At 49.6% G+C, this 2,293-nt stretch carries 3 protein-coding genes; all 3 read left to right on the top strand.

All coding sequences use genetic code 11. From position 1 onward, the window contains the following. A partial coding sequence (locus tag QVO97_RS04560) for a C40 family peptidase (protein WP_288188931.1) occupies positions 1-412 on the top strand: 412 nt, incomplete at its 5' end. A 36-nt stretch (positions 413-448) separates the two neighbouring features. Further along, positions 449-913, top strand: coding sequence for a hypothetical protein (locus tag QVO97_RS04555; protein ID WP_022359205.1), 465 nt, complete (start codon positions 449-451; stop codon positions 911-913). Between the two features lie 165 nt (positions 914-1,078). Further along, positions 1,079-2,167 carry a DNA/RNA non-specific endonuclease gene (locus QVO97_RS04550; RefSeq protein ID WP_117796470.1) on the top strand — a complete coding sequence of 363 codons (1,089 nt, stop codon included), beginning with the start codon at positions 1,079-1,081 and terminating at the stop codon, positions 2,165-2,167. The last annotated feature ends 126 nt before the right edge of the window (positions 2,168-2,293 follow it).

The raw sequence follows: 2,293 nt of genomic DNA, 5'->3' as shown, positions 1-2,293 counted from the left end.
GGGAGACCGCTACGGCTGGGGCGGAATGCTGGAAAGCCGGGATTGTTCTTCCTATATCCGGGAAGTGTACCGCTGTTTTGGATGGATCCTGCCTCGCAATACGACCGGGCAGTTGCAGATGCCAGTTCGAAAAATAGAGCTGGCGGGGCGGCGCTGCTCAGAAAAAAAGCAGATTTTAAAAGTATTAGAACCAGGCACACTTCTATATTTTCCGGGACATGTGATGATGTATCTGGGATATGAGAATGGCAATTTTTATGTCATAAACGATGTGAGCAGGCTGGTAAAAGAAGGAGAAACGATGCCGGTGCGTGTACGATCGGTGATTGTCAACACGCTGGCAGTCAGGCGTCCCAATCTGCGGACCTGGATGGAGGAGCTGACGCTTGCTTTGATTCCTTGGGAAACATGAAGCGTACAGCAGATAGAAAAAGGGAGAAAAAGAGAGATGAAGATAATTGTATGTGTGGATAATCAGAACGGCATGATGTTCAATCACAGACGGCAGAGCCAGGACCGCGTGCTTAGAAAGCGTATTCTGGAGCTGACAGGTGGGGAAAAACTGTGGATGAATGCATACAGCCAGAAACAGTTTTTACAGGTGAATGGAAATATGCCGAAAGAACAGGAACAATCCGGGCAACTGGGGCAATCTGGGCAGTTGGGGCAGATTCAGGCAGATGAAGCATTTTTGGAAAAGGCGGGGCCGGGAGAGTACTGTTTTGTCGAGGACAAGGATGTTGTTCCGTATGAGAGCCGGATCGAAGAAGTGATTCTTTGTCATTGGAACCGGGATTATCCGGCAGATATGTATTTTAAGATGGATCTGGGCAGCTGGAAGCTGGCAGAAACGCAGGAATATGCGGGTTCCTCGCATGAGAAAATTACAGAAGAGCGATATGTGCGCAGGTAAAAAATATGCATAAAAAGTAAGTACAATATAAAAGAGTAAGAAAGACATAAAAAACAAGTCAAATATAAAAAAGAGCCGGTTCTGCACCTGAAAATCAGGCGCCAGAACGCGCAAATCTACAGGGCTCTGAAAGGGATAGGCTTAAACGGAAAGGCAGAAATTCATATGAGAAAATTGAAAATGTGGCTTCTGGGGCTGGCTGCAGCGGCGATGCTGTCTGTTTCAGCGTGCGCGCAGGAGATTCCAGAGGGAAGTCTGAATGGAAACGGAAGTGTCAGCGCGGAGGAAAATCAGGCGGAAAGTGCGGACGGAGATTCGCAGGCGGTGTCATCGTCAGAAAATGGTGGAAACCGTGTATCTTCTGCTTCGGGAACGTCATTTAATCTGGCGGATGTACCGGCATATTCCGGTCAGCCGTATGTGGCAGTCAATGGAAATGTGCCGTATTTTACCGATGCGGATCTGACGGATGTATCATTTGAGAGTTACAGTGATCTGGACAGCCTGGGGCGCTGCGGCGTGGCATATGCTTCGGTTTCTCAGGACACGATGCCGACGGAGAAGCGCGGCTCGATCGGGGAAGTCAAGCCGACGGGCTGGCATACGGCGAAGTATGACAATGTGGATGGAAAGTATCTCTATAACCGCTGTCATCTGATCGGCTACCAGCTCACGGCGGAGAATGCCAATGTCAAAAACCTGATTACCGGAACCCGCTATCTGAACGTACAGGGAATGCTGCCATTTGAAAATCTGACAGCCGATTACGTGAAAGAAACCGGAAACCATGTCATGTACCGCGTGACACCGGTTTTTGAGGGCAATAATCTGGTTGCCTCCGGCGTCCTGATGGAGGCGGAATCCGTCGAGGATCAGGGCGAGGGAGTGCTATTCTGCGTGTACGTCTATAATGTCCAGCCGGGTATTGCGATCGATTATGCGACAGGAGAAAGCTGGGCGGACGGTTCTGGAAGTGCGGGAAGCACAGCCGGACAGGGAACGGCTGGAAATGGCAGCAGCCAGAATCAATCGGCTGGATCGGGAGCAGCTGGTTCGTCGGGAGGCGGCGCTGGATCCTCTGGAAGCAGCGCGACGGTTCAGACCTACATTCTCAATACCAACTCGAAAAAATTTCATCTTCCAAGCTGCACATCTGTCACCCAGATGAAGGCGGCAAACCGGCAGGAATTTACCGGTACGCGCGATGAAGTGATTGCAGATGGATATGAACCATGTAAGAACTGCAATCCCTGATAAAACAGGGATGCAAAGTGTCTCGTTTGTGCTGTGTATGGAAAGAATCGGATGAGAACACGGTTAAGGGAGTTTCTTTGAAATAAGAATATGATTAAAGATGCATTTTCTTCCGGAACAGATCTG

The organism is Clostridium sp. CAG:43 (assembly GCF_000434655.1).
GTDB lineage: Bacteria > Bacillota > Clostridia > Lachnospirales > Lachnospiraceae > Otoolea > Otoolea fessa.
This window is presented reverse-complemented; position numbering and strand designations above follow the sequence as displayed.